Annotated in this window: 15 protein-coding genes and 1 rRNA gene; 11 read left to right on the top strand and 5 right to left on the bottom strand. The window is 70.9% G+C overall.

What is annotated here, in order from left to right:
- Positions 1–242: 242 nt before the first annotated feature.
- Entirely contained in the window at positions 243–2,492 is a 2,250-nt protein-coding gene (locus LGR69_RS28400) for a TonB-dependent siderophore receptor (RefSeq protein WP_007563015.1), read from the bottom strand.
- Between the two features lie 357 nt (positions 2,493–2,849).
- Positions 2,850–4,088: an alpha/beta hydrolase gene (locus tag LGR69_RS28395; protein ID WP_230368135.1), complete on the bottom strand. Its 1,239-nt coding sequence runs from the start codon at positions 4,086–4,088 to the stop codon at positions 2,850–2,852.
- Positions 4,089–4,336: 248 nt separating this feature from the next.
- Between LGR69_RS28395 and LGR69_RS28390 the strand changes: the two genes are divergently transcribed.
- Complete coding sequence (locus tag LGR69_RS28390) at positions 4,337–4,510, top strand: hypothetical protein (protein ID WP_230368134.1); 174 nt, start codon at positions 4,337–4,339, stop codon at positions 4,508–4,510.
- 11 nt (positions 4,511–4,521) lie between these two features.
- Here LGR69_RS28390 and LGR69_RS28385 read toward each other — a convergent pair whose 3' ends face one another.
- Together LGR69_RS28385 and LGR69_RS28380 are read right to left on the bottom strand one after the other, a co-directional pair.
- On the bottom strand, positions 4,522–6,159 hold the full coding sequence (locus tag LGR69_RS28385; protein WP_230368133.1) for an acyl-CoA synthetase: 1,638 nt from the start codon (positions 6,157–6,159) through the stop codon (positions 4,522–4,524).
- Positions 6,160–6,234: 75 nt separating this feature from the next.
- Entirely contained in the window at positions 6,235–6,795 is a 561-nt protein-coding gene (locus LGR69_RS28380; RefSeq protein WP_007563008.1) for a PAS domain-containing protein, read from the bottom strand.
- Between the two features lie 378 nt (positions 6,796–7,173).
- Here LGR69_RS28380 and LGR69_RS28375 point away from each other — a divergent pair, with 378 nt between their 5' ends.
- From LGR69_RS28375 to LGR69_RS28350, 6 genes are all read left to right on the top strand, one after another.
- A complete protein-coding gene (locus tag LGR69_RS28375; protein ID WP_007563006.1) occupies positions 7,174–7,821 on the top strand; it encodes a ParA family protein in 648 nt (215 codons plus the stop codon).
- The gene (locus LGR69_RS28370; RefSeq protein ID WP_050736065.1) at positions 7,805–8,125 is read left to right on the top strand and encodes a ribbon-helix-helix domain-containing protein; all 321 of its coding nucleotides are present in this window, start codon (positions 7,805–7,807) and stop codon (positions 8,123–8,125) included. Before LGR69_RS28375 ends, LGR69_RS28370 begins: the two co-directional genes overlap by 17 nt.
- 387 nt (positions 8,126–8,512) lie before the next feature.
- Positions 8,513–9,829, top strand: a complete 1,317-nt coding sequence (locus LGR69_RS28365) for a septal ring lytic transglycosylase RlpA family protein (protein WP_230368132.1) — start codon at positions 8,513–8,515, stop codon at positions 9,827–9,829.
- 140 nt (positions 9,830–9,969) lie between these two features.
- Positions 9,970–11,190: a D-alanyl-D-alanine carboxypeptidase family protein gene (locus tag LGR69_RS28360; protein WP_007562999.1), complete on the top strand. Its 1,221-nt coding sequence runs from the start codon at positions 9,970–9,972 to the stop codon at positions 11,188–11,190.
- Positions 11,191–11,200: 10 nt separating this feature from the next.
- Positions 11,201–11,902 carry a dTMP kinase gene (tmk, locus tag LGR69_RS28355; RefSeq protein ID WP_230368131.1) on the top strand — a complete coding sequence of 234 codons (702 nt, stop codon included), beginning with the start codon at positions 11,201–11,203 and terminating at the stop codon, positions 11,900–11,902.
- A 388-nt stretch (positions 11,903–12,290) separates the two neighbouring features.
- A complete protein-coding gene (locus LGR69_RS28350; protein ID WP_230368130.1) occupies positions 12,291–13,343 on the top strand; it encodes a DNA polymerase III subunit delta' in 1,053 nt (350 codons plus the stop codon).
- An 11-nt stretch (positions 13,344–13,354) separates the two neighbouring features.
- Here LGR69_RS28350 and LGR69_RS28345 read toward each other — a convergent pair whose 3' ends face one another.
- Positions 13,355–14,374 (bottom strand): FkbM family methyltransferase, encoded by a 1,020-nt coding sequence (locus LGR69_RS28345; RefSeq protein ID WP_230368129.1) that lies wholly within the window; start codon positions 14,372–14,374, stop codon positions 13,355–13,357.
- Between the two features lie 211 nt (positions 14,375–14,585).
- Here LGR69_RS28345 and metG point away from each other — a divergent pair, with 211 nt between their 5' ends.
- The 4 genes from metG to LGR69_RS28325 all read left to right on the top strand — a co-directional run.
- Positions 14,586–16,175, top strand: coding sequence for a methionine--tRNA ligase (gene metG, locus LGR69_RS28340; RefSeq protein WP_122160099.1), 1,590 nt, complete (start codon positions 14,586–14,588; stop codon positions 16,173–16,175).
- Positions 16,176–16,192: 17 nt separating this feature from the next.
- Positions 16,193–16,987, top strand: a complete 795-nt coding sequence (locus tag LGR69_RS28335) for a TatD family hydrolase (protein ID WP_230368128.1) — start codon at positions 16,193–16,195, stop codon at positions 16,985–16,987.
- Positions 16,984–17,802, top strand: coding sequence for an MBL fold metallo-hydrolase (locus LGR69_RS28330; protein WP_230368127.1), 819 nt, complete (start codon positions 16,984–16,986; stop codon positions 17,800–17,802). The genes LGR69_RS28335 and LGR69_RS28330 overlap by 4 nt, the downstream gene beginning before the upstream one ends.
- A 484-nt stretch (positions 17,803–18,286) precedes the next feature.
- Positions 18,287–18,351 (top strand): 16S ribosomal RNA (locus LGR69_RS28325); the annotation flags it as partial.

The raw sequence follows: 18,351 nt of genomic DNA, 5'->3' as shown, positions 1-18,351 counted from the left end.
CCCGCTGGCCCGGCGACATGGGGGCTTCGCACGGGTCGTCCTGCCGACAAATCCGTCATCCCGGGCTCGCCTGCGGCGCCCCGGGATGACGGAGTGAGTGCGGAAGCGTCCGTGGTGCTCCCGGACCCGGAACAGGAGCATCCCCCACTGCCCTAAGGGGGGGACACAATCAACGGTCTTTCGGATCAAAAGCTTACAACGCGACGTTCGCGTGCGCTCTCAAGGCCGGCGAGGCGAATGCCTCACCATTTGTAGCTCACGCTCGCCAGGACCCGCCGGGCATCGCCATAGAAGCAGGACGTGGTCGTCTGGCAGGACGAGACGAAGCGGCGGTCGCCGATATTCGTCGCGTTGACCTGCAGCCGCCAGCGCTCCCAATCGTAATGAACCTGCGCGTCGAACAGCACGTAATCCGGCACCCGGAAGGCGTTGGCGACATCCGCGAAGGAGCGGCCGACATAGCGGACGCCGCCGCCGAAGCCGAAGCCGCGCAGGTCGCCAGTCGGGATCGTGTAGTCGACGAACAGGTTGGCGAAGTTCTCCGGGATGTTGACCGGGACCTTGCCGATCAGGTCCGGGCCGCCCCGCTCGTTGGTCAGCCCGTAGATCGTGTACGAGGCCGCCACGTTGAGCCCGTCGAACAGGCTCGCGACGAGCTGCGCCTCGAAGCCCGTGGACCGGACCTCGGCGAGCTGGGCGTTGAACAGCGGGTTGATCGGATTGGCGGTCAGCACGTTCTGGCGGTGGATGTCGAAGCCCGCCAGGGTGACGAAGTAGCCCTGGCCGGGGGGCTCGAACTTCACGCCGCCCTCCACCTGCTTGCCGGTCTCGGGCTTGAAGGTCTGGTTGTTGAGGCCGGTGCCGATCAGCGGCTGGAACGAGGTCGAGTAGCTGACATAGGGGGCGAGCCCGTTGTCGAAATTGTAGATCAGCGCCGTGCGGTAGGTCGTGCCGTTGTCGCTGCGGCCGTTGTTGCCCGTGCCGTTGTTGAGCTTGTCGACCACCCGGTTGTCGGCGAAATCCTGGCGGCCGCCGACCAGCAGGGTGAGCCGGTCGGTGATCTTGATCTGGTCCTGCAGGTAGAGGCCGAGCTGCTTGAACGCGTCGGAATTGATCAGGTACGGCGACGGCGTCCCGGTGGGCAGGCCGTAGGCCGGGGCGAGGATGTTCAGGTCGCTCGCCGGGAACAGCGACGCCTGGTTGTCGTTCAGGCGGTAATCCTTGTAGTCCAGGCCCATCAGCAGGTCGTGGCGGAAGTACCCGTCGAAGAACCGCGCCTCGGCCTGGTTGTCGACCTGGAACAGGTTGACCTTGGCGCTGTCCCGGAACTGGTAGCGGGCGAGCAGCGTCTGGGCCGGGTTGCTGTAGCCGAGCTGGCCGATATCCGAGTTCTGGAAGCTCTTGAGGAACGAGTACCGGAGGTTCTGCCGGAAGGTCCAGGTCTCGTTGAAATCGTGCTCGAACTCGTAGCCCAGGAAGGCCTGGTCGCGCTGGAAGGTGTTGAAGCCGGCATCGCCGACATTGAGCGAGCGCGGGATGCGCAGGCCGGAGGCGTTGGGCCGCACGGTGCCGAAATACGGCAGGAAGTTCGACGTCACCGCGGTGTTGTCGTGCTGGAAGCTCGACAGGAAGGTGAAGCGCGTCGCCCCGTCCGGCTTATAGGTGACCGCCGGCGCGATGTAGAAGCTGTCATCCGGGGCGCCCTCGACCTGGGTTCCGCCGTGGCGGCCGTAGCCGGTCAGCCGGTAGAACCAGTGGCCCTCCTGGTCGGCCGGGCCGCCGAAATCGAAGGCGGCGTATTTCTGGCCGAACGAGCCGCCGCCGACCTCGGCATAGCCGAACGGGTCGAGGGTCGGACGCTTGGTCACCTGGTTGACGATGCCGCCCGGGCTGCCGGCCCCGAACAACACCGCGGCCGGGCCGCGCAGCACCTCGATGCGCTCGAGCCCGAACGTGTTGGTCTTGAAGTAGCCGAAGCCGTAATTCAGCTGCTGCAGCCCGTCCCGGTAGATGCCGAAATCGCTGACCACGAAGCCGCGCAGGGTCAGGTAGTCGATGCGCGAATCCGCGCCGAACACGCCGCCATAGGCGCCCGCCACGTACTGGGTCGCCTGGGTCAGGGTCTGGGCGTTCTGGGCGTCGAGCTGCTGGCGCCCGATCACGGTGATCGATTGCGGCGCCTCGATCAGCGGGGTGTTGGTCTTCGTCGCGGTGTTCGAGCGCTTGGCCACGAAGCCGTCGATCGGGCCGGTCGGGCTCTCCACGGCGCGCGAGGCCGCGGTGGAGCGCGCCGCCTGGACCGGGCCGCCGCCGCGGCTCTCGACGCTGATCTCGTCGAGCTGCACGCTGCCCTCGGCCGGCGGGCGGGAGACGCCCCGGCGCGGGGGCGTCGCGTCCTGGGCCTGCGCCGGCACGGCCTGCGCCAGCACCGCCAGGGAGGCGCCGGCGAGAAGCGCGCGCAGGGCGCCGGAACGGGGGTGAACGACTCTCATCTGCCTGAGCCCTGTACGACGCCGTGGACAGCCGGCCGCGTTCGCCGGGATCGGTCCCGGCGGGGCTGCCCCGCTCTTTAGAATTGTGATAAACTGCTGTTTTCGTTCAGCTTTCCGCTACACGCAGTACGTGCGGCCAGGCTTGGCCGCAAGCGGGTCACACGCGGAAGGCGAGGGCTGTTGCGGTTTCAACACGCGGCGATGGCGCGTCCCGCCTGCCCGGCGGCGCGGCCCGGGCCCGGGCCCCTGCAGACGCCTGTGGACGGTCGCGAGGCGGCGCACCGCTCACCCCGCTCCGGCCCGCGGTTTCACACATCCTCCGACGAGGCGCGGATAGCGCGGCCCGCTCCGAGGCGGCTACTTCACGTGGGACCCGATCCAGCCGGCCACGAGATCCGCCACGGCGTCGCTGTTGGTCTCCAGCATCACCATGTGGCCGTTGCCGCGCAGGCCCCGGTCGGCCAGCCGGATCGCGTCCGGCTTGGCGCCGGCCTGGGTCAGGAAGGCGACCGTGCAGGCATCGTAGGTGGCGTGGAACGAGGCCTCGGCGGTCACCACCACGGCCGGCACCTTGGCGAGGTTCGGCAGGGTCCGGGCCGGCTCGGCCTGCAGCCAGCAGCGGATCTGGCCGTCCGCTCCCTTGTCCGCCGCCTTGTCCGTCCCCTTGGCCTGCTGCGCCACGACCAGATCCTCCGGCGCCTTGACCGGCGGCTCGAAGGTCAGCGGCATCCGGGTCAGCCCGTAGGCGCGGGCGCGGCCGTCGCCGGATTTCTCCCAGAACTCCTTGCCGCCGCGGAACTGCACGTCGAAGAAGGGCGGCCCGTTCGGCTCGACGCTGACATGGGCCTTCACCAGGTCTGGCCGCGCATCCGAGGCCGCCCAGCCGAACAGGGCGCCCTGGCCGTGGGTGAGCAGGATCGCCGGCCCGATCTTTTCGAGCAGCGCCACCAGGGCCGGGTCGACGAGCTCCTCCGTCTGCTGGCCGTTGGCCAGGAACGGGACCTGGCTGGCGAAGAACTGGTCGAATGCGGCATTGCCCTGCACGCCGGGGCCGCCCGGCCATTGCGTGTGGAGCTTGGCCTGCGGGAACAGGTCGTAGACCTCCGGCGCCGTGTAGGTCTTCTCGAGGCTGCGGGTGCCGAGCCGGTCGTAGGGGCCGTAGACCTCCGGGTTGGTGCCCGAGCGCCCGCGCCCGACCTGATCGACCACGTAGACCTGGTAGCCCTTCTCGACGAAGCGCTGCACCCAGCCCGGGCGGCCATCCGCGGTGGCGAGGAAGTTCACCCCGGTCTGGGCGAGGCCGTGCACCATCACCACCGGGTAGGGCTGGGTGATCTTGGCCGGCGTGCGCGACTGCACGAACATCTGGCCGACCATCACGGTCTTGTCGCCGAGCTTCTGGTAGCGGCCGCCGACATAGACGTAGCCCGCCCGGGTGATCGGCTCGTTGGCAGGGTCCTGGGCTGGCGCCTGGGCCCGGACCGGCGCCGCCGCCAGGATCGCGCCCTGAACCGCGAGCGCCCCCACGAGGAGGCCGCCCGCGATCCGCTCCGCAACCCCTTCCGCGAACCCCTTCGCGCGCCCCTTGCCGGCCATACGTCTCTCCCCCGGTGCGCGCCCCGCACCGGGCCGGCTTATTGCGGGAAACGGAGCATTGGGCCAGCACCTCCGGTTGACGCAGGAACGGCTCCGCGAGAGCCCGAACCCACACGCATGCCAGGCCCATCACGGCGACGCTGGTGAAACCGCGGCCGCACGCCCACCTTCGGTTCATCGCGGGCGCCCTCGACGGCGCCCCTCGCCCGGGCAGCCCGCGGCGAGCCCTACGTCAAGGACGTCACGCCGTGGACCCCGCTACCGCCAAGATCCTGGTTTCCGCCGCCCTGGTGGCTTCGATCAGCCTGTTCAGCCTCGTGTCGATCCAGGCCTTCATCGCCCAGATCGCCTCCGACCTGCGCGCCGCCAAGGCCGTGCGCGTGCCGGTCCGCGCTGGGCGCCGGCAGCCCCTGCAGGCCTGACCGGCTCCGCGTCAGGTCCCATCCTGGCGGGCCCGCTCGCGCAGGATGAACTTCTGAACCTTGCCCGTGGAGGTCTTCGGCAACTCGCCGAAGACCACGTGGCGGGGCAGCTTGTAGGCGGCCAGCCGGCCGCGGCACCATTGGATCAGCTCGTCGGCGCTGGGCGAGGCGCCCGGCTTCAGCTCCACGAAGGCGCAGGGCGTCTCGCCCCATTTCGCGTCCGGCTTGGCCACCACCGCGGCGGCCGACACCGCCGGGTGCTTGAACAGGGCATCCTCCACCTCGATCGACGAGATGTTCTCGCCCCCTGAGATGATGATGTCCTTCGAGCGGTCCTTGAGCTGGATGTAGCCGTCCGGGTGCCTCACCCCGAGGTCGCCGGTGCGGAACCAGCCGCCCCGGAACGCGGCCTGCGTGGCCTTCGGGTTCTTGAGGTAGCCGCGCATCACGACGTTGCCGCGCATCATCACCTCGCCGATCGTCGTGCCGTCGGCCGGCACCGGCGCCATCGTGTCCGGGTCGCGCACGTCCAGCGCCTCCAGAACCGGGTAGCGCACGCCCTGGCGGGCCTTCTTGGCCGCCCGCTGGTCCGCCGCCAGAGCGTCCCAGTCGGCGTTCCAGGCATTGACCACCGCCGGGCCGTAGCTCTCGGTCAGGCCGTACAGGTGGGTCACGTCGAACCCGGCCTCCGACATCCCAGCCAGCACCGCCTCGGGCGGGGGCGCCGCCGCGGTGAAGAACGCCACCCGCCGGGGCAGGTCCCGGCGCTCGGCATCGGGGGCGTTGATCAGCATCTGCATCACGATCGGCGCGCCGCAGAGATGCGTGACCCCGTGCTCGGCCATCAGCCGGTACATCGCCTCCGCCCGGACCTGGCGCAGGCAGACATGGGTGCCGGCCACGATCGACAGGGTCCAGGGAAAGCACCAGCCGTTGCAGTGGAACATCGGCAGGGTCCAGAGATAGACCGGGTGCTGCCCGAGCGCGCCGGTGATGACGTTGCCGAGCGCCAGCAGCGCCGCCCCCCGGTGGTGGTAGACCACGCCCTTCGGGTCGCCGGTCGTGCCCGACGTGTAGTTCAGGGTGATCGCGTCCCACTCGTCGCCGGGCAGCGCCCAATCGTGCGCCGGGTCGCCCTGCGCCAGGAAGGCCTCGTACGCGGTCTCCCCGAGCCGCGCCCCCGGCCCGTCATAATCCGGGTCGTCGACGTCGATCACGAAGGGCTTCGGCTCCAGCCCCTCCAGCGCCGCCGCGGCGGTCCTGGCGAATTCCCGGTCGGTGATCAGCACCTTGGCTTCGCCGTGCTGCAGGCAGAAGCGGATCGCAGCGGCGTCGAGGCGGGTGTTGAGGGTGTTGAGCACCGCCCCAGTCATCGGCACGCCGTAATGGCACTCGATCATCTCGGGGGTGTTGGCGAGCAGGGCCGCCACGGTGTCGCCGCGGCCGAGCCCGCGCCGCGCCAGCGCCGAGGCCAGGCGCCGGGACCGGGCGTAGAGCTCCCGGTAGGTGCGCCGCAGGCCCCCGTGGATCACGGCGACCTGATCGGGAAACACCTGGGCCGCCCGCTCGAGATAGAGCAGGGGGGTGAGCGGCTGGTGGTTGGCCGGCACACGGTCGAGATCGCGGTCGTAGATCGTGTCGCGCGCCATGGGCGTCCTCCCGGTCAAGTCTTTCCGGGACCGTAGCTTGCGGGCGCGGCCGCGATCAATCGCGCACCGGCGGGCTCAGTGGCGCGGCTCGTCCTCGGGCTCCGGCAGGAAGCGGGCGAGCTCGAAGCCGATCTCGATCATCAGGTGCTCGATCCGCTCGACCAGCACCGGCCGCTGCAGGGCCTGGGCGAGGTCGCGCAGGGCGATGACGTGCTCGGCCATCCGGTTCACGACCCGCTCGCTCTGCAGGAGGTTGGCGGTCTGCGTCTCGGTCCGGTCGATGGCGATGCCGCGGCCCTGCAGGGTCCGGCCCGTGGGATCGCGGTCGATCCGGCCGCGCATCAGCAGGGTCCGCACGCCCTTGCGGGTGTCGCGGGTGCGGAACTCCGCCTCCAGGGTGCCGCCGGTCTCCGAGACCGCGTGCAGGTAGCTCTCGATCCGGATCCGATCCTCCGGATGGGTGCGGTCCAGGAACACCGCGAGCGACACACCGCTCGCGGCCGCCTCCGGGTCGAGGCCGAGCAGCCCCGCCAGGGAGGCCGAGAGCGCCAGACGATCGGCCCAGTGATCGTGGACCCAGGTCCCGACCACGCCGGAGGCGTCGAGGACGGATTGGGAGATCGGGGCTTCGGACATACCATTCCTCGCCGGACTGTCGAACACAACGAAACCTGAGGTTATTAAATCCATCGAGGTACCGGCGCCGGCGACCGTGAGGCTACGGTATCCACCAACGACTGAAAAGACCGTTCGGGTCTCGGTCGACACAAATGTTAACTTGAAGTTTAGGTTGTGCGGGGCGGACCAGTTACGCGCGGGATCCGGCGGCCCGGCGGCGGCGACGTCCTTTAACGGGTCGTTAACCATACCGGACGCAACGTGCCGCACGACATCCTTGGGTCACAGGATCGCGGCAGCCCGTGATCAGGCACCTGAGGTTGCCCGGCGCGGGCGCGGCAATCGTGGTTGCCCGCACCCCGGCGGATGCGCGGGGCCTTCTGGAGGACGCCCAGGATGAAAGCGATCACCTTCGTCACGCAGAAGGGCGGCAGCGGCAAGAGCACGCTGTGCATCTCCCTGGCGGTGGCCGCCCGGGAGGCGGGCCACACGGTCTGCATCCTCGAGATGGACCGCCAGGCCACGATCTCGGACTGGCTCGACCACCGCACCGCCGACGGTCCCGAGGTCGCCCAGATCGACGCGACGCAGATCGACGCCGTGATGGAGCGCCTGCGTGATTCGGCCTACGATTACGTGTTCATCGACACGCCGGGGGTCGATTCCACCGGCACGCTCTCGGCGATCCGCGCGGCCGACCTGTGCATCATCCCGTGCCGGCCGACCCCGGCCGACCTGCGGGCGTTCAAGCCGACGCTGGCCGCGGTCTACCGGCTGGAGAAGAAGTTCGCCTTCGTGCTGAACCAGACCCCGCCCCGCTCCTACCGGGTCCGGGACGCGGCCGACGGGCTCGCCGTGCTCGGCATCCTGCCCGACGTGAACATCGTCGCCCGCACCGACCACCAGGACGCGATCGGCCTCGGCCAGGGCGTCACCGAGTTCAATCCCAAGGGCCAGGCCGCCGGGGAGGTCCGCCGCCTCTGGTCGTGGATCGAGCGCCGCACGCAGTCTCTGAAGACGGGCCAGCATGTCCAAGCCGCCTAAGCTCAGCCTCGCGGCGATCGTCGCCTCGGCGAACCCGCCGGACCGGCACGCGGCCCGGCCGCAGGGCGCCGAGATCGTGACCCTGGCGCTGGCGCCCCCGGCGGCGAAGCCGGCCGCGACGCTGAAGCAGCGCGCCCGGCAGATGTCGGTCTACCTGGAGCCGCCGGTCTACGACCAGCTCCGCGACCTCGCCTATGCCGAGCGGACCAAGATGCACGCCCTGATGCTGGAGGGCCTCGACCTGCTGTTCAAGCAGCGCGGCGCCCGCTCCATCGCGCAGCTGACCGACACCCCGCCGCGCTGAACCCGGGCATGGCCCTGCGCCCGCGCAGGGTGCTCGAAGCGTTCGTCGGGACGACGGGGCGGATGCCGAGCCGCCTCGGACATCCGCGATCCGTCCCCCGCTTGCGTGCCGGCCCTTCGGCATCCGCCCGCGCGACGAATGCGCCCGGGCCTTCACCGCCGAGAACGAGAAACGTCGTTCCTGCAGCCACCTGCCGGCAATTCCTGATGTCCCACGCGAGGCTTGGGAGCGGCTCGGCGGCATCTCCTGAACCACGACCGCAGGCGTCGTTCAGCCTTCCTTTACGCGACCGATACAATTCTCGGTGGACCGGCTGAGCCCAGAGGCGCGGCCGGTGCCGGTCCGTCCCCCGGCCATGGTCCCGCGTAGAGTTTGGTGATCCCCGATATGGTGCGCACGACCCTTCCCCGGCCTGCGCGCCTCGCCCTGCGGCTCCTGGCCGTCTCGGGCGTGGCCCTGGCCACGGCCAACTGCGCCACCAATCCCCAGCAGCAGAAGCTCGCCTCCGGCAACGGCATCGACCCGAAATACGGGGTCAAGGCGAGCCCGCGGCTCTACAACGAGGGCGACGTGATCCCGAAGGGCGGCGGGCGCCGCTACACCGGCAAGCCCTACGTGGTGGCGGGCCAGACCTACGTGCCCAAGGAGGATCCGCGCGGCTACGTCCGGGAGGGCCTGGCCTCCTGGTACGGCTCGGCCTTCCACGGGCGCATGACCGCCAACGGCGAGGTGTTCGACCGCCACTCGATCGCCGCCGCCCACCCGACCCTGCCGCTGCCGAGCTACGCGAGGGTGACCAACCTCGACAACGGCTCCTCGATGATCGTGCGGGTCAACGACCGCGGCCCCTACCATGCCGGCCGCGTCATGGACGTGTCCGAGGAGGCGGCCGAGGCCCTGGGCTTCCACCGCCGCGGCACCGCGCGGGTGCGGGTCGAATATGCCGGCCGGGCCTCGGTCGCCGGCAGCGACGACCGCAAGCTGCTCGCCAGCCTGCGCACCGACGGGCAGCCGGCCGGCCGCTCCACCGTGATGATGGCCGATCTCGGCCCCACCGAGGAGCCGGAGCGCTACGCCCGCTCGGCTCCCGAGCCGCTGGCGTTCAAGCCCGCCCCCGAGCGCGCGCAGTCGGACGAGGCCCCGGCGCCGCGGCAGGAGCGGCCGGCCCCGGTGCGCGCCCCGATCATGATGGCCTCGGCCGCCATGCGGGTGCCGGCGGCCGTCCAGCCGACCGCCCAGAAGGTCCGGGATTTCCGGCCGGCGCCGATCCAGGTCGCCGACAACAAAGCCGCAGAGACGAAGGGCGCGGGCCTGAAGGTCGCCGGGCTCAACCCGGCCTCCGGCCAGGCCTCGCCGCAGGCGGGCGGCCACGGCGCGGCGTCGAAGATCGCCGCCCTCCGGACCGCCCCCGGCCCGGGCCGCCCCGGCGCTCCGGTGAAGGTCGCCGCGGCGGCGCCCGCGGCGCTGCCGCCCGCGTCCAGATCCGCCCTGGCGCATCTCGCCTCCGCGGCGGCGCCGGCCAGGGGCCCGGCCGCGATCCCCGCCAAGGCGGCGGCCTCCGCCAAGGGTGCGGCGCCCGCCCAGGTCGCGGTGCCCGCCAAGGTCGCCACCGCCGCCAGGGCGCCGGCCCAGGCGAAAGCCGGCGGCCCGGCCAAGCTGGGGGCGGGCGGCGCCGGGCATGCGCGCCTGGCCGGGATCTACTGAGGCGCCCTCCGGCGCGCCCCGGTCCCGCAATGCGGCATTTCGCGTTCGATCCCGCGTCGAAACCGTAATATGGTCACGCTTGTTATCCGGATACGGTCGGAGTCCCTCCGATCGGACGGCAGGCGCGGGACGGAACGGTGATGCGCAGGACCCTTCTCACCCTTGTCGCGGCCGCCTGCGCGCTGGGGGCGGGCCTCGCCGCCGCGGCCGCCCAGAGCTTCCAGACCGCGGCCCCGCACGCGATCCTGATCGATGCCGATTCCGGCTCGGTGCTGTTCGAGAAGGCCGCCGACGAGCGGTTCTCCCCGGCCAGCATGGCCAAGCTGATGACCACCGACATCGTGTTCGAGGCGCTGAAATCCGGCCGCGTCTCGATGGACACGGAGTTCACCGTCACCGAGGACGCCTGGAAGCGGGGCGGGGCCGGGGGCGGCGGCTCGTCGATGTTCGCCCAGGTCAACAGCCGCATCAAGATGTCGGACCTGCTGCGCGGGCTGATCGTCCAGTCGGGCAACGACGCCGCGATCACCATCGCGGAGAACATGGCCGGCACCGAGGAGGCCTTCGCCGGGCTGATGAACCAGCGTGCCAAGGAGATCGGGCTGACGAACTCGACCTTCCGCAACGCCACCGGCTACTCGGCGCCGGACCAGAAGGTCACGGCCCGGGACATGGCCAAGCTCGCGATCCACCTGATCGACACCTACCCGGACCTGTACAAGATCTTCTCCGAGAAGGAGTTCACCTGGAACAAGATCCGCCAGCAGAACCGCAACCCGCTGCTGGCGCTCGATATCGGCGCCGACGGGCTCAAGACCGGCTACCTGGAGGAATCCGGCTACGCCCTGACCGGCTCGGCGGTGCAGAACGGCCAGCGCCTCGTGCTGGTGATCTCGGGCCTCAAGACCGCCCGGGACCGGGCCGCCGAGGCGCGCAAGCTGATGGAATGGGGCTTCCGCGCCTTCGAGCCCCGGCAGATCTTCGCGGCGGGCGAGACCGTGGCCGAGGCCTCGGTGTTCGGCGGCGAGGCCGGCTCGGTGCCCCTGGTCTCGAAGAAGCCGGTGCGGGTGCTGCTGCCCCGCGGCTCCAGCGACCGGGTCAGCGCCAAGGCGGTCTATACCGGGCCGCTCATCGCTCCCGTGGAGGAGGGCCGGCAGGTCGGCACCCTGCGGATCCAGCGCGGCGACACGGTCGCCCTCGACCAGCCGCTCTATGCCGGCGCCACGGTCGAGCCCGGCACCCTGTCGCAGCGGGCGATGGATGCGGCGCTCGAATTCGGCACCGGCCTGGTCCGCAAGGCCTTCGACCGGGTCGGCAAGAAGGACGCGAAATCCGGCGACCGGGCGGCCGATCCGACGTGATTGGGCGCCCGTGATCGTGCCAGACGCCGAAGAGCGCGCGCAGGGAGCCTTCATCACCTTCGAGGGCGGCGAGGGCGCCGGCAAGTCGACCCAGGTCGCCCGCTTGGCCGCGACCCTGCGGGCCCGCTCGGGGCGGGCGGTCTGCGTGACCCGCGAGCCCGGCGGCTCGCCCCGGGCCGAGGAGATCCGCGCGGCCCTGCTCGGGGGCGTCGCCAAGCCCTACGGCCCCTTCGCGGAGGCGCTGCTGTTCAGCGCGGCCCGGATCGATCATCTCGACCGGCTGATCCGCCCGGCCCTGCGCCGGGGCGAGATCGTGCTGTGCGACCGCTTCATCGACTCGACCCGGGCCTACCAGGGCGCCGCGGGCGGGCTCGACCCGGCGGTGATCGCTGCCCTGGAGCGGGTCGTGGTCGGACCGACCCGGCCCGACCTGACCCTGATCCTCGACCTGCCGCCCGAGGACGGGCTCGCCCGCGCGGCCGGGCGCGGCGCCGGGACGGGGCAGGGGGCCGACCGGTTCGAGGCCGAATCCCTCGCCTTCCATACCCGGCTGCGCGAGGCCTTCCTGGCGATCGCCCGGGCCGAGCCGCAGCGCTGCGCGGTGATCGACGCCGCGCGCGACCCGGATTCGGTGGAATCCGCGATCCGCGCCACCGTGGCGTCCCGCCTGCCGGGCCTGCTGCCGCTGAAGGGAAGCCGGGGCGTCGCCTGAGGGGCCGGACCCGGGTGTGCGGGGCGTCTCGACGGGTCGATCTTCGCGCGGGGGATCGGTGGCGGCTGCCGCCGATCCCTGGCCTTCACCCGTCAGGGTGTCGCCGAGCCCAGTTCAGCGGGTGGACGGCGAGGCGCAGGTGCAGGCTCCACGCGCCGTCTGCTGTTCTGGAGGCTGCCGGAGAGAGAATGATTCTCCGCACTCCCGGCCCCGTGCGGCCTTCGCGGAGCGGGTTGGCGAGGCCCGCCGCGCGAGGAGGCCGGCGTGATTCGGCCCCGGGGCGGTGGGCGCCGCCGTCCCGTCTGTGTAAACCGCGCGCAACGAGGACTTCAAAGCGCTTGCCGCTCCTTGCCGGGTGGTCGGGCCTTCGCGCGATGAGACAGGCCGCATGAGACTGGCAGACCGCGCCGCCGACGATGTCGAGCCCGGCGACCTTCCCGGCATCCCGCGCCCGCGGGAGACCCGGGCGCTGGTCGGCCACGAGGCCGCGGCCGACGCCTTCGCGGCCGGGATCGCGGCGGGGCGCCTGCACCATGCCTGGCTGATCGGCGGCGCCCCCGGCATCGGCAAGGCGACCCTCGCCTACCGGGTCGCTCGCCGCCTGCTCGCCTATCCCGAGGGCGGCGGGCCGGCCGGGCTCGATGTGCCGGACGAGAACCCCGTCGCCGGCAAGGTCGCGGGCCTGTCGCATCCGAACCTCGTGGCCCTGCGCCGCCACCGCACCGCCGGCGCCAAGGCGCTGCCGACCAAGATCTCGGTCGACATGGTTCGCCGGGCCCTCGATCTGTTCGCCTCGACGGCCACCGATTCCGGCTGGCGGGTCTGCATCCTCGACAGCGCCGAGGATTTGAACGCCAACGCCGCCAACGCCCTGCTCAAGGTGCTGGAGGAGCCGCCGCCCCGCGCCCTGTTCCTGATCCTGGCCCACCAGCCCGGGCGCCTGCTGCCGACGATCCGCTCCCGCTGCCGGGTGCTGATGCTGCGCCCCATCGCGCCCGAGGCGGTGGCCCAGGTGGTGCGCGGCCTGCCCGAGCCGTTCGCGCAGCCCGACGAGGCCGCCCTGGCCCGGGCGGTCGCCCAGTGCGAGGGCTCGGTCGCCCGGGCGCTGGCGATGCTCGATCCGGTCACCGCCGGCCTCGTCGCGGAGGTCGAGACCCTGCTGGCCCGGGCGCAGACGCCCGATTGGGGCCGGGTGCTCAAGCTCGCCGAGACCCTGGCCGGGCGCGATGCCGAGGCCCGGTTCGAGGCCGCCCAGGACGCGGTCCTGCGCTTCGTCTCGGCCGAGCTCGACCGGCGCCGGGACGAGCCGCCGGCACGCCTCGCCGCCCTGGTGGAGGTGGCCGAGCGGTTCGGCCGCGCCGCCCGGGAGGCCGCGATCTACAATCTCGACCGGCGCCCGGTGATCCTGTCCCTGTTCGGCGACCTCGCCGAGGCGCCGTAGGGCGGCGCGCCTCAGGCGGCGTAGACCACCGTCTCCCACTCGAAGTTGGTGTGGTGCCCGATGTGGATCTCGTAGTCTGGGTTCAGGCGCTTGATCAGCATCGGGATGATGATCAGGTCGTCCTCGGAATGGTAGCCCGAGATCGCGAGCTTCGGCTTGTGCCGCGCGATCGTGGCCCGGGCCCCGATCAGCGCCGACCGCTCCGCGCCCTCGATATCCATCTTGATGAAATCGACCCGGTCGAGCCCCTGCCGCTCGACGAGCTGGTCGATCGTGTCGGTCCGGGCCTCGATCTCGCCCTGGGCGTGCATGAAGGAGCCCGCGCCCTTGGCGGCGAACCGGACGGTCTCGCCGGCCGCGTGGCTGAGCGCGTGCGGGACCAGCGCGATCCGCTCGGCGAGCTGCGGATTGCGGTCGAAATTCGCGCGCATGACCGCCTGATGCGCCGGCAGCGGGTCGAAGGAGAAGACGCGCCCGGTCTCGCCGACGCTGGCCGCGAAGGCGAGCGCCGTGTCGCCGAAGCATCCGCCGGCATCGATCACGACGTCGCCGGTCTCGGGCTGGATCCGGCGCGGCCCGTCCAGGTAGTATTGCCGCACCAGGAAGGTCGCGACGATGTTGCCGAGCCACGCGCCGAGCTCCAGCCTGTGGCCCTGGTCCTCCACCGCGAAGGTCTCGAACAGGAACGGCGGGAACACCTGCTCGCTCGGCCCGACGCGAAAGGTCGCGGCCTTGGCGTAGAGGTCCATGTAGTCCGGCGTGCTCATCGGCAGCGCGTAGCGGACCGGTCCGAGGGCGCGGTACGTGATGACGTCGCCCAGGAGCTTGCGGGAGCGCGCGTCGAGCAGGCTCCCGACATGATCGTACTCGGCCTGATTCTCGATCAGCCGGGCGACCGCCTCGAGGGCGTGCGCCGCCGGGAGCGGGCTCGGAACCCGGTCGCCGAACACCCAGCGGTCGATGATCGGATCCGGGATCTCGACGCTGCGATGCGCGACGATGTTTCTGACGATGTCGAGCGCAAAACTCACGACGGGCCGGCTCCACAAGAGAGAATGCCGGATTCTTGTCATCTCGATAGGATTGCCAAAGTTTTAAGCGCGCGCCAGCCGCGTTGACGGGCCCGCCATCCCCCGCCGGCGGTCCCGCACCCGGCCGGGAGCCGATCCCGGCGGTTGCGTCCCCGCCGCTGCCGCGCGACAACGCGGGCAGCCTCTCGCGATCATCCGGAACACCACAGACGTGACGTCCAACGCCCCGGCGCACTCCAAGAAGACCTTCGGCCTCTCGACCGCGATCTCCTACCCCAACGGCGCGCCGCATATCGGCCACGCCTACGAGGTGATCGCCGCCGACGCCATCGCCCGCTTCCACCGGCTCGACGGCTACGACGTGCTGTTCTCCACCGGCACGGACGAGCACGGCCTCAAGATCCAGCAGGCCGCGACCCGCGCCAACACCAGCCCGCGCGCCTTCGTGGACGGCACCGCCGCCCGGTTCCAGGCGATGGCCGACCGGATGGATTGCGCCTACGACCGCTTCATCCGCACCACCGAGCCCGGCCATTACGCAGCCGCTCAGGAGATCTGGCGGCGGATGGAGGCCAGAGGCGACATCTACCTGGACAAGTATGCCGGCTGGTACTCGGTGCGCGACGAGGCCTATTACGACGCGGCCGAGACCCGCCTGCTCGAGGATGGCAGCCGCCGCAGCCTCGCCACCGACACGCCCGTGGTGTGGATGGAGGAGGAGAATTTTCTCTTCAGATTGTCCGCCTATCAGGACAGGCTGCTGAAGCTCTACGAGGACCAGCCGGACTTCATCGGCCCGGAGACCCGGAGGAACGAGGTGGCGAGCTTCGTGCGCTCCGGCCTCAAGGACCTCTCGGTCAGCCGCACCAATTTCGACTGGGGCGTGCCGGTGCCAGGCCATCCCGGCCACGTCATGTATGTCTGGGTCGACGCCCTGACCAATTACCTGACGGTGACCGGCTTCCCGGACGAGGCCGATCCCCGGGCGAAATTCTGGCCGATGGACCTGCACGTGATCGGCAAGGACATCGTCCGCTTCCACGCGGTCTACTGGCCGGCCTTCCTGATGTCGGCCGGGCTGCCCCTGCCCAAGCGCGTCTTCGGCCACGGCTTCCTGCTCTCCAAGGGCGAGAAGATGTCGAAGTCGCTCGGCAACGTGCTCGACCCGTTCGAGCTCGCCGACACCTACGGGGTCGACCCGGTGCGCTACTTCGTGCTGCGCGAGGTGCCGTTCGGCGGTGACGGCAGCTACAGCCACGAGGCGATCATCGGCCGGATCAACGCCGACCTCGCCAACGACCTCGGCAACCTCGCCCAGCGCTCGCTCTCGATGGTCGCCAAGAATTGCGACGCCGCGGTGCCGGATCCCGGCGCCTTGCCCGCTTCCTTGGACGAGGCCGACCGCGCCCTCCTGGCGCTGGCCGACGCGCTGCCGGAGACGGTGCGCGGGCTGATGGGCGAGCTCGCGCTCCACAGCGTCCTGGCCGAGATCTGGGCGGTGGTGGCCGAAGCCAACCGCTACTTCGCCGGCCAGGAGCCGTGGAAGCTGCGCAAGTCCGATCCGGCCCGGATGAACGCCGTGCTCTACACGACGCTGGAAGCCCTGCGGGCCTTCGGCATCCTGGTCCAGCCCTTCGTGCCCACGGCGGCGTCCAGGCTCCTGGACCTGCTCGCCGTTCCGTCGGACCGGCGCACGCTTGCCGATATGGGGGAGGGCGGTCGCCTGGTGCCGGGCACCGCCTTGCCCGCCCCGGCCCCGGTCTTCCCGCGGTTCGAGCGGCCCGAAACGCCGGCCGCCTGACAGCACTCCGAGACACGATGCTGATCGACAGCCACTGCCATCTGGATTTCCCAGACTTCGCCGCCGACCTGCCGGGCGTGATCGCCCGCGCCCGGGATGCGGGCGTCACCGGGATGCTGACCATCTCGACCCGGGTCGCCCGGGCCGAGACCTACCGGGCCATCGCCGAGGCCCATCCCGAGATCTGGTTCACCATCGGCACCCATCCGGACGGGGCCGCCGAGGAGCCGGACGTGCCCGCCGAGACGATCGCGGGGATCGCGAAGGCGCATCCCCGCTGCGTCGGGATCGGCGAGGCCGGGCTCGACTACCACTATCCCGACGGCGCCCCCGAGGCCGTGCAGGAGCGGGTGCTGCGCGCCCATGTCGAGGCGGCGCGCCTGTCCGGCCTGCCCCTGGTCATCCATGCCCGGGATGCCGACGACCATATGGAGCGGGTGCTCACCGACGAGATGGGCAAAAAACCGTTCCGGGCGGTGCTGCACTGCTTCTCGTCGGGCCAGCGCCTCGCCGAGGTGGGGGTCGAGCTCGGGCTGTCGATCTCGTTCTCCGGCATCGTCACCTTCCGGCGCTCGCACGCGCTGCGCGACATCGCCCGGCGCGTGCCCCGCGACCGGATCCTGGTGGAGACCGACGCGCCGTTCCTCGCCCCCGAGCCGCATCGCGGACGGACCAACGAGCCGGCCTACACGGCCGACACCGCCCGGTCGCTGGCCGAGACCCTGGGCCTCTCCGCCGAGGATTTCGCCCGGATCACCACGGCGAATTTTTTCGCCCTGTTCGACAAGGCCAAGCCCGGGGAGGCAGCGTGACGGTTTCGGTGGATGCGCCGGCCAGCCTGACCCTGCGCATCCTCGGCTGCGGCTCCTCCGGCGGGGTGCCGCGGGTCGCCAGCGGCTGGGGCGCGTGCAATCCGGAGGATCCGCGCAACCGGCGTCGCCGCTGCTCGATCCTGGTCGAGCGCGTCTCCGGGGGAGGGCGGACCACGGTGCTGGTCGACACCTCGCCGGACCTGCGCGAGCAGCTCCTCGATGCGGATGTCCAGCGCCTCGACGCCGTGCTCTACACCCACGCCCATGCCGACCACACCCACGGCATCGACGACCTGCGGCCCCTGGTGATCACCATGCGGGCGCGCATCCCGGTCTATGCAGACACGCTCACCCGGTCGCTGCTGACGACCCGGTTCGGCTACTGCTTCGAGACGCCGCCCGGCAGCGCCTATCCGCCGATCCTCGACCTGCGCGACCTGCCCCCCGCACTGACCCTCGACGGGCCGGGCGGCCCGATCCCGGTCGAATCGCTGCCCGTGGAGCACGGCACCGAGGCGGCGCTGGGATTCCGGTTCGGCAGCGCCGCCTACATGCCCGATGTCAGCCTGATCCCGGCGGCGAGCCGGGCACGGCTCCACGGCCTCGATCTCCTGATCATCGACGCCCTGCGGGATACGCCGCACCCGACGCATTTCTCGGTCTCGGACGCCCTGGCGCTGATCGCCGAGACGAAGCCGCGCCGGGCGGTGCTGACCAACCTCCACACCGATCTCGACTACGCCGCCTTGGCCGAGCGCCTGCCGGCGAGCGTGGTGCCCGCCTATGACGGGATGACCCTGACCCTCGACGCCTGACACGGCATCCCAGGGGAGGGGAGGCACAACCGGGAGTCGGGAGCGAATCGGCCGTCACACCCCTGTCGTCACCGGAGTCCAAGAAAATCGGCTCCATCCCGGAACAACCCTGTTGACGGCCGGGAACCATCTGCGTATACACCGCTCATCGGCGCCGGCCGCGGAAGTGGCCCGGGCGCTGAGGCATCTTCTGACAGATCGGCGGGGTTGGCCGGCGGGAACGCCGGGCGATCGGCTGTCTGTCTCTGGTGGGTGGGCCCTCGGGCCCGATCGACCGGTCTTTGACATTGTTGGATTTGAGGAAGGGAGACGCGGACGGCGTTTGTCCTTGCGGCTGGGGCTTCGTGCCCTGGCAAGTGAGAGACTAGTGCCGATCGTCGTGTTTCTCTTTTTGAGCTCACCGATTTCGTCGCGCTGTGAAGCGCTGCGGGATCGATTGTGAGGCTCCGTCTGAGAATTACGTGATCGGCCAGATCAATCTCTTCAACGTGAGAGTTTGATCCTGGCTCAGAGCGAACGCTGGCGGCAGGCTTAACACATGCAAGTCGA

The sequence above is a fragment of the Methylobacterium brachiatum genome (assembly GCF_020523825.1).
Classification (GTDB): Bacteria; Pseudomonadota; Alphaproteobacteria; order Rhizobiales; family Beijerinckiaceae; genus Methylobacterium; species Methylobacterium brachiatum.
The sequence above is the reverse complement of the archived record's forward strand: the minus strand, read 5'-3'. Positions and strand labels throughout refer to the sequence as shown.

What these genes read in the sequence shown, in the direction of transcription:
- LGR69_RS28400 (WP_007563015.1), bottom strand. Translation starts at nt 2,492, where the DNA reads ATGAGAGTCGTTCACCCCCGTTCCGGCGCCCTGCGCGCGCTTCTCGCC.
- LGR69_RS28395 (WP_230368135.1), bottom strand. Translation starts at nt 4,088, where the DNA reads ATGGCCGGCAAGGGGCGCGCGAAGGGGTTCGCGGAAGGGGTTGCGGAG.
- LGR69_RS28385 (WP_230368133.1), bottom strand. Translation starts at nt 6,159, where the DNA reads ATGGCGCGCGACACGATCTACGACCGCGATCTCGACCGTGTGCCGGCC.
- LGR69_RS28380 (WP_007563008.1), bottom strand. Translation starts at nt 6,795, where the DNA reads ATGTCCGAAGCCCCGATCTCCCAATCCGTCCTCGACGCCTCCGGCGTG.
- LGR69_RS28375 (WP_007563006.1), top strand. Translation starts at nt 7,174, where the DNA reads ATGAAAGCGATCACCTTCGTCACGCAGAAGGGCGGCAGCGGCAAGAGC.
- LGR69_RS28370 (WP_050736065.1), top strand. Translation starts at nt 7,805, where the DNA reads ATGTCCAAGCCGCCTAAGCTCAGCCTCGCGGCGATCGTCGCCTCGGCG.
- LGR69_RS28365 (WP_230368132.1), top strand. Translation starts at nt 8,513, where the DNA reads ATGGTGCGCACGACCCTTCCCCGGCCTGCGCGCCTCGCCCTGCGGCTC.
- LGR69_RS28360 (WP_007562999.1), top strand. Translation starts at nt 9,970, where the DNA reads ATGCGCAGGACCCTTCTCACCCTTGTCGCGGCCGCCTGCGCGCTGGGG.
- LGR69_RS28350 (WP_230368130.1), top strand. Translation starts at nt 12,291, where the DNA reads ATGAGACTGGCAGACCGCGCCGCCGACGATGTCGAGCCCGGCGACCTT.
- LGR69_RS28335 (WP_230368128.1), top strand. Translation starts at nt 16,193, where the DNA reads ATGCTGATCGACAGCCACTGCCATCTGGATTTCCCAGACTTCGCCGCC.